6 protein-coding genes are annotated in these 8,675 nt (G+C 35.6%); 3 read left to right on the plus strand and 3 right to left on the minus strand.

Going from position 1 to position 8,675, the window contains the following annotated elements; translation table 11 throughout:
• Positions 1-81: 81 nt before the first annotated feature.
• Both Q0F04_RS10840 and Q0F04_RS10845 read right to left on the minus strand, forming a co-directional pair.
• Positions 82-2,634 (minus strand): AAA family ATPase, encoded by a 2,553-nt coding sequence (locus Q0F04_RS10840; RefSeq protein ID WP_295753213.1) that lies wholly within the window; start codon positions 2,632-2,634, stop codon positions 82-84.
• Positions 2,635-2,756: 122 nt separating this feature from the next.
• Entirely contained in the window at positions 2,757-3,425 is a 669-nt protein-coding gene (locus tag Q0F04_RS10845) for a transaldolase family protein (RefSeq protein ID WP_295563713.1), read from the minus strand.
• A 140-nt stretch (positions 3,426-3,565) separates the two neighbouring features.
• Between Q0F04_RS10845 and Q0F04_RS10850 the strand changes: the two genes are divergently transcribed.
• Positions 3,566-4,309 carry a DeoR/GlpR family DNA-binding transcription regulator gene (locus Q0F04_RS10850; protein WP_117572041.1) on the plus strand — a complete coding sequence of 248 codons (744 nt, stop codon included), beginning with the start codon at positions 3,566-3,568 and terminating at the stop codon, positions 4,307-4,309.
• Between the two features lie 24 nt (positions 4,310-4,333).
• Here Q0F04_RS10850 and nagA read toward each other — a convergent pair whose 3' ends face one another.
• Complete coding sequence (gene nagA, locus Q0F04_RS10855; protein WP_295753216.1) at positions 4,334-5,473, minus strand: N-acetylglucosamine-6-phosphate deacetylase; 1,140 nt, start codon at positions 5,471-5,473, stop codon at positions 4,334-4,336.
• Positions 5,474-5,633: 160 nt separating this feature from the next.
• Here nagA and Q0F04_RS10860 point away from each other — a divergent pair, with 160 nt between their 5' ends.
• A complete protein-coding gene (locus Q0F04_RS10860) occupies positions 5,634-6,833 on the plus strand; it encodes an FprA family A-type flavoprotein (protein WP_295753218.1) in 1,200 nt (399 codons plus the stop codon).
• Between the two features lie 81 nt (positions 6,834-6,914).
• Positions 6,915-8,501, plus strand: a complete 1,587-nt coding sequence (locus Q0F04_RS10865) for an IS1182 family transposase (protein ID WP_295753220.1) — start codon at positions 6,915-6,917, stop codon at positions 8,499-8,501.
• The last annotated feature ends 174 nt before the right edge of the window (positions 8,502-8,675 follow it).

Here is an 8,675-nt window from a genome sequence, read left to right on the forward strand (position 1 = left end):
AAAATCGGAAATTCTTTTATAGAGTTTCCGATTTTGCCTATTTAAGCCATTTTATTTTTCATGCGTAACTACTATAATTAACTATCTTCCTTGAATATCAAATGTATACTCGCCATTTTGACAATCTACATGGATTACATCCCCTTGCATAGCGCCTGTCTTGATCATTTCCTTGGCAATCTGTGTTTCAAGATTTCTTTGGATATAACGCTTCATAGGACGAGCACCATATACAGGATCTACACCCATCTTGGCAATCTGATTATATACGGCATCACTTACATGTAATGTAATATCACGTTCAGCCAATCGTTTTTGTAGCAAGCCAACAAACTTGTGGGCAATCTTAATAAAGGCCGAATCATCTAATGCGTTGAACACAATAATTTCATCGATACGATTAATGAATTCTGGTTTAAAATGACGCTTTACTTCTTCCATATACTTATCATGTACATCACCAGATTCAAAGGCATATTGACTACCTAAGTTCGATGTTAAGATAATAATTGTATTCTTAAAATCAACGGTAACACCTTTTGAATCCGTAATACGACCATCATCTAGAATTTGAAGTAATACATTGAATACATCTGGATGCGCCTTTTCGATTTCATCAAATAAGACAATACTATAAGGATTACGACGAACAGCTTCCGTCAATTGACCACCTTCATCGTATCCAACATATCCAGGAGGCGCACCAATTAAACGTGCCACACTGTGTTTTTCCATGTACTCACTCATATCGATACGTACAATGTGTCTTTCATCATCAAATAATTGTTCCGCTAAAGCCTTGGCAACTTCCGTTTTACCTACACCTGTAGGACCTAAGAACATGAAAGATCCAATTGGACGATTCTCATCTTGAATCTGTGCTTTCGAACGCAAGATCGCATCGGTCACAAGTTCTAGAGCTTCATCTTGACCAACTACACGTTTTTCAAGTTCTGCCTTCAAATTCAATAATTTTTCTCTTTCAGAAGCAACTAAACGCGTTACTTCAACACCTGTCCATCTAGAAACGATTTTCGCAATCAATTCTTCATTAACCGTTTCTTGAATCAAAGCATCCTCTTTTTGACTCGTCTGCTCTTTTTGAATACGAGCCTCTAATTCTGGAATTGTTCCATATTGAAGTTTAGCGGCATCTTCATAACGAGCCTCATTACGAGCTTGCTCCAAATCTAAACGAGCCTTCTCCAAACGTTGTTTATCTTCTTTTTCATTGGCCAAACCACGTTTTTCGTCTTCCCACTTAGAATGCATTTCATCACGTTTTGATTGTAAAGAAGCCAATTCATTTTCAATTTCTTCTCTACGCTCAACAGCTCGTTTATCTTCTTCTTTTTGTAGTGAAGTCTTTTCAATTTGTAGCTGCAAGATTTTACGCTGCAACTCATCCAACTCTTGAGGCATACTTTCCATTTCAACCTTTAATGTAGCACAAGCCTCATCCACTAAGTCAATAGCCTTATCGGGTAAGAAACGATCCGTGATATAACGATCAGACATTGTAGCTGCCGCAATTAAAGCCTCATCCAAAATACGTACACCATGATAGCTTTCAAAGCGATCTTTTAATCCACGTAAAATACTGATTGTATCCTCTACACTTGGCTGAGCCACTTGTACCTTCTGGAAACGACGCTCTAAAGCAGCATCCTTTTCAATATATTTACGATATTCATTAAAAGTTGTTGCACCAATACAATGTAGTTCACCACGAGCCAACATTGGCTTTAATAAGTTAGCTGCATCCATACTACCTTCCGTTTTACCTGCACCAACCAAGTTATGAATCTCATCAATAAACAAGATGATCTGTCCATCCGATTTTTTGACTTCATCCAAAATGGATTTTAAACGCTCTTCAAATTCACCACGATACTTAGCTCCGGCAATCAAAGATCCCATATCCAATTCAATTAAGCGTTTTTCTTTTAAAGACTCAGGTACATCACCCTTCATAATACGCCATGCGATACCTTCGACAACTGCCGTTTTACCAACACCTGGCTCACCAATTAAGACGGGGTTGTTCTTTGTCTTACGTGATAAGATCTGCATAACACGACGAATCTCATCGTCACGTCCAATAATTGGATCAATCTTACCATCACGCACATCCTGGACTAAATCACGACCATATTTTTTTAAGGCTTCTACATTCTCTTCAGAATTTGGCGTATCAAACTTCTTACCATTACGACGCTCTAATTCAGCCTTGTAGCAAGCCTCCTTATTCAAGTTAAAAGTTCTAACCAATTCTTTAGAAATATAAGAACGATTAAATAATAAAGCTAAAAATACACTCGCTACCGATAAATAAGTCTCATCATGTTGGCTTGCCCAATTTTGTGCATCCTCAAACGATTTCTGCACTTCATTGGATAAATTTATATTACTTGTTGAGCTCTTTGCGACACGACTCGATTCTTGTTGAACCATCTGTAAAGCACGCGTCTTATCTAAGCCAATACGCTCAAATAAACCGTCCAATACATCATCCTTAAAAATCGTTTCCAACATATCCACCGTATCTACACTTGGATGTTGGTTGGATTTAGCCAAATTAATGGCATCCATTAAAAGTTTCTGCAAACGCTCTGACATTTGTTCGATATTCATAAATAAGCACCTCCTTGTACTTAGCACTCACTCTTTATGATTGCTAATGATAGTATAACATCATTTTTGGCACTGTCAACACTTAAGTGCTAATTTTTAGAAAAAGAAAAAAGTAGACAAGTCTACTTTTCTAACGTGTTTCGATTATAAGCTCTTTGCCAGTTCACACTAAATTCACCAACCGCAATCTTAGTGCCTGGATGATCGATCATTTGATATAAAACATCGCAAGGAACCGTTACAGCTTGAATGCCAGCCTTGATCAATTCATGCACTTGATATGTGTTTTTAAAGCTTGCCGCAATCACTTTTGCAGGCATATTATTTACTCTCAACATTTCAATCAAGTCTTTCACATCCTGTACACCATCCCCATAATTACACATACGATTTGTATAAGGTGCCAAATATTCAGCTCCATTCATTGCAGCTAAGAATGCTTGATCTGCTGTATAAATAGCAGTAGCCAATGTGTGGATTCCTAATTTTTTACATTCTTTAATAGCTCTTAAACCCTCATGTGTAACGGGAATCTTAACATACATATTTTTATTACGAATTGAAGAAATCATTTTAGCTTCTTCCATAATACCTTCAAAAGAAGTTTGTACGGTTTGAATAAACAACAATTGATCTTCACTCAACACTTCACAAAGATCTTTTACGACATCCATGGCTTCTCTACCTGATTTTGTAAGAATTGTAGGATTTGTCGTAACACCCGTAATTGTTAATAATTCATTTAGTTCTTTAATTTGTTCAATATTTGATGAGTCGATAATTAATTCCATGATGGATCCTCCTTAAGTTCATCTGTATCCTAGCACTACAAAAATATAGATTCAATATCCTTTTCACATCAAACAAATTATTTCAAAAGAACACAAATAAACATGTTTCTTTATGTTCTTTTTTGTGCTTTAATAGAAGTATGAATACAACACAAAGAAGATATGAAATCTATGAAAAGCTAAAAAAAGATAAAACCGTACAAGTCAGTGAACTCGCAAAACAATATAGTGTTTCCTTAATGACCATACGAAGAGATTTAGATCATCTAGAAAATCAAGGACTCGCCACAAAGAGCTATGGAGGTGCCACACTCAATGAGTCTAGTTCAACTGAGCCTTCCTTTGAAATCAAAGAAGGCATGTCACAATCGGATAAAAAAGAGATTGCGATTTATGCGAGTACACTCATCCAAGATGGAGATTCCATCTATTTAGATTGTGGTACAACCTGCCTTGAACTCTTTAAGCGAATACATCATAAGAAGATCACCATCTTTACAAATTTTTGGAAGATTCTACAATATGTAGATCGTAACACAAAAGCTAAGATCATCATGGCTCCAGGAACCTATAATCCTGTAACCCAGGCAGCTCTATCTGAAAGTACCATCCAATTCTTTCAAAACTATTATATTGATAAAGCCTTTATCTCCGTTTTAGGAATAGATTTAGATTATGGCGTATCCATCCCAAGTATGAGTGATGCCTTAGTAAAAAAAGCCATTCTTGATTCTTCAAACAAAAAAATTTGTATGGTAGACCATACAAAATTTAATAAGAAGTATATGTCAAAAATAGCTAATATCGATGATTTTGACATAATCATTACCGACGATAAATTAGAACCAGATATCCACGCAAAAAACATTATAAAAGCACATTGACCACAATTCAATGTGCTTATTTAATTAGAATGCTTTTGTTCCTTTTACGTAAGTCATTTCAACAGAATAGTCATCATTTAATACAACTAAATCTGCATCTTTTCCCGTTTGAATTGATCCCTTACGATCATCTACATTCAACATACGAGCTGGGTTCAATGTACATGCATTGATAGCTGTTTGCCAAGGAACCAATGCTTTTTCTACTAAAATACGAAGTCCATTATTGACATGCAATGTAGATCCTGCAAGACCCTTCGTATCTGTTAAGTGTGCACTTCCATCTGGATATAATTCGATTTCGTTTCCACCAAACAATACTTTTGTACCAACTGGCAATCCCTTAACCATCAATGAGTCAGTGATCATAATACAGTGATCAGGACCTTTAGCTGTAAAGTAATCATTTAATGCTTCATAAGTTGAGTGGTTTCCATCACAGATGATTTCACCATATACATCTCTATAACGCATGGCAGCACCAACTAATCCTGGTTCACGGTGATGGAATTTAGTCATACCATTGAATACGTGAGTCATTGAGTTTGCACCATTCGCAATAGCTAAACGAGCCTGTTCAAAAGTAGCTCCTGAGTGACCTTGACTACATACAATTCCATTTGCACGTAAGAACTTAGTTAATTCAAAGTTATCATCATGTTCACAAGCCATAGTCACGATTTTAATTAAATTATTAGAAGCTGCCAAGTAACGTTTGAATTGTTCAAGATCTGGTTTTACACAATATTGTTCAGGCTGTGCTCCCTTATATACTTGATCCAAGTAAGGCCCTTCAAAGTGAATACCTAAAATTTCAGCACCTTCATACCCTTCTTCAACAACTTTCGCAACATTTTTAACCGCATTTGTCAAAACCTCTTCAGACTGCGTAATTGTTGTTGGAAGAATACCTGTAACACCTTCTTTAACGATGTTTTTCATCCAGTTGCGAAGACCTTCTTCATTCGCATCATTTGTATCAAATCCATAAGCACCATGTGTGTGCACATCGATGAATCCTGGGACAATTCTCTTATCTCCATAATCTTCATCTACATCTTTTTCTCCATATGGATAGATATTTACAATCTTTCCTTCTTCTACTTCAACTTGGGCTGCCAACCATGTATTTACGACCCAAATTCTTTTACTTTGAATAATCATATCGACAATTCCTCCTAGTTATTATTATACTCTTAAAAAAAGAAAACACTTACACTTTTTAGTTGACTTTTTATAATTTTTATTCAAAAAATGTAAAAGTATGCAAATGAATAGACATATTCTCTAAATAATTCTAAAATAAAGGATGAGGTGAGATGAAATGAAAAGAGCTAAAAAAATTATAGATAACGTATACTGGGTCGGAGTCAGAGACTTAAACAACCGTCACTTCCATGGCGATTTATATCCTATTGATGAAGGATGTACATATAATGCCTATTTAGTGGTAGATGATGAAGTTACATTATTCGATACAGTTGAAGAAGAATTCACAGAAGAACTATTAGAAAGAGTGGAATCTGTACTACAAGGAAGAGAAATTGATAATATTATTGTCCAACATACAGAACCTGATCATTCTGGTGGATTTAAAAAAGTATATGCCAAATATCCAAACGCAAAAGTCTACGCATCTATTTCTGGAAAAAAGAATATGATCGAACAATACTTTGATCAAGTTCCATATCAGGTCGTAAAGACAAACGATACAATCAACACAGGAAAATATGACTTTGTCTTTGTTGAAATGCAGATGATTCACTGGCCAGACAACATGTTGACATATTGTCCACAGTTAAAAACTGTATTCTCAAACGATGCCTTTGGACAACACATTGTTAACTTTAACTTAACCGATGAAGGATTGGATAAAGCCTATTGTTTAAAACAAGCGAAAGAATACTTTGCGAATATCGTTTTGCCATATACAACGCCAGTGCAAGCAAAATTAAACCTAATTTTAGGCATGAATTTAGATATTGAATACATCATGCCAGCCCATGGTATTATCTGGAAAGACTATATTGCAGATATCATTGAAACCTACAAAGATATGGCAGCTCAAAAAACTGAAAATAAAGCTGTCATCGTATATGAATCTGTATGGAAACACACACAACAGGTTGCCGAAAGTCTAGCTGAAGGATTCAGTGATGGCGGTATGGATGTAAAAGTCTATAAATTATCAGACACAAAATCAAGTATTGTGATGCGCGAAATCATGGATGCCAAAGTCGTATGTATTGGATCTGGTACCTACAACAATGTCATGGCACCAAGTGTGGCCGCTTTCCTTGAACATATTCGTCCATGTAAATTTAAGAACAAAAAAGGATTGGCCTTTGCCGCATACGGATGGTTTAACCAAGTTGCCAAAGAAATCGATACAAGAATGCAACAATCTGGAATCGAATCATGCCACGATGTGATCAACCAATGTTACACACCAAGTGATGATCAATTAGAAGACTATTTTAATGTCGCAAAAGAAATCGCAAAAAATTGGGGCTGTAACGGATAAAGAAGTTTCATCCTAATAAAAAAGGACCGAATATTCGAGATTAAAAATCCGAATATCGGTCTTTTTTGGTATACTATGTTTGTGAACAAATACCTAGTTAATTGTAATGCATATCAACCATCATTTCAATTCCCTTTGTGTTTTTCTTATGATGATGTCGTTGAAAAAGACGATATCTCAAGAACTGTGAAGGAAGTCGTAGAAGAGGTCAACGTTTTTAAATATATCGATTTCTCACAGGATAACGCTCATGGATATGATGCAATCCAAATGTTTGAAGCGGTCATTCTTGCATTTGCGATAAATGGTTATGCTTCTCTTCGTGATCTAGAAAAATTATGTAAATATGACATCCGTTTCAAATTCATTATGGATGGAAAAACTCCTTCTCATATGGCTTTTGAAAGGTTTATCAAAGACAAGCTTACTACGCCTATCGAAGACATATTTGTGGATATTAACAAGTATATCGAAGCTCATGATGTCATAGATACAGAAGTCTTATATATTGATGGAACAAAATTCGAAGCCAATGCCAATAAAATGACTTTTGTATGGATGAAAGCCACAAAGAAATTCAGAGAAAAGCGTTGGATCAAAGTTATGGACAGGCTTTCTGCATTTAATAAATACTGTTCAAAAAACAATTTGAATATTCGTTTTTCAATTGTGCGAGAAATTAATTTCGATTACCTGTTTGAAGTAGTTTCTGTGATAGAACAGCTGATGGCGAAGAATTCAATCCAAGTTGTGCATGGTAAAGGTAAAAAGAAACATGACCTACAAAGGTATCAGGAAGCATTTAAAGAAGATGCTTTGAAGATGTGGAAATACGCCATGTATTCTGATATTGCAGGGGATCGAAATAGTTTTTCAAAGACAGATACAGATGCAACGTTCATGCACATGAAATACGATTACTATAACCATACAAACGTATTCAAGCCTGGATATAATGTACAGGTTGGAAGCAGTGAAGGATATATTCGACATGTATATGTTTCAAGTGATGCCAATGATTTAAGAACATATATTCCATTTATGGAAGGTTATCATATGGCTTACGGAAGCTATCCACATGCCACACCAGCAGATGCAGGATATGGAAGTTTTGACAATTATAAATACGACAAGGAACATGGTATTCAATTGTATATGAAATACAGTGGAATGCGTAAAGAAGCTGAAAAGAAAACAGCTAAAAATCAATTTACCCGTGCCCAGATGAATCCAAATGAAGAAGATAAGGTCATCTGTCCAGCAGGCTACGAGTTCACATTGGTGGATACACGAATTGAAAGACGTGGCATGTATCCACGAGAAATCGAAATGTATCAGAATGAACATTGTAAAGGCTGTCCATTCAAATCCCAGTGTACAAAGTCAAAAACAGGACGAACGATACAAAGGTGTCGAGAACTTGAAGCCTATAAAAATGAAGTCAAAGAAAATCTTTTGACAGATCAAGGTAAAAGGTACATGACGCAAAGAAGTATCTGGAGTGAAGGAATCTTTGGACAGATCAAAGAAGACAATCATTATGATAAATTACGTCGTCGCGGCATATCTGGTGTAAAACTAGAGATACTACTGGTATGTATCGGTCATAATCTAAGAAGATATCACACTCGAAAACTAGAATTCCAGAAAAACAACAAATTAAACTAAGGTTCTAAAAGTAAAAAAGATGAAAATAGACATTTGTTTTTAGTGCGCCCAAAAAGGCAGTAAGGTTAGATGTGTATTTTCATTTTTTATTTGGATTACAAGGTATATGGTAAAACAAAAGGAGCTGAACTCCATAAGCGATAAAATTCACTTACTCGTTACAGCCCCTTTTTT

The organism is uncultured Holdemanella sp., from assembly GCF_934772795.1.
Classification (GTDB): domain Bacteria; phylum Bacillota_I; class Bacilli_A; order Erysipelotrichales; family Erysipelotrichaceae; genus Holdemanella.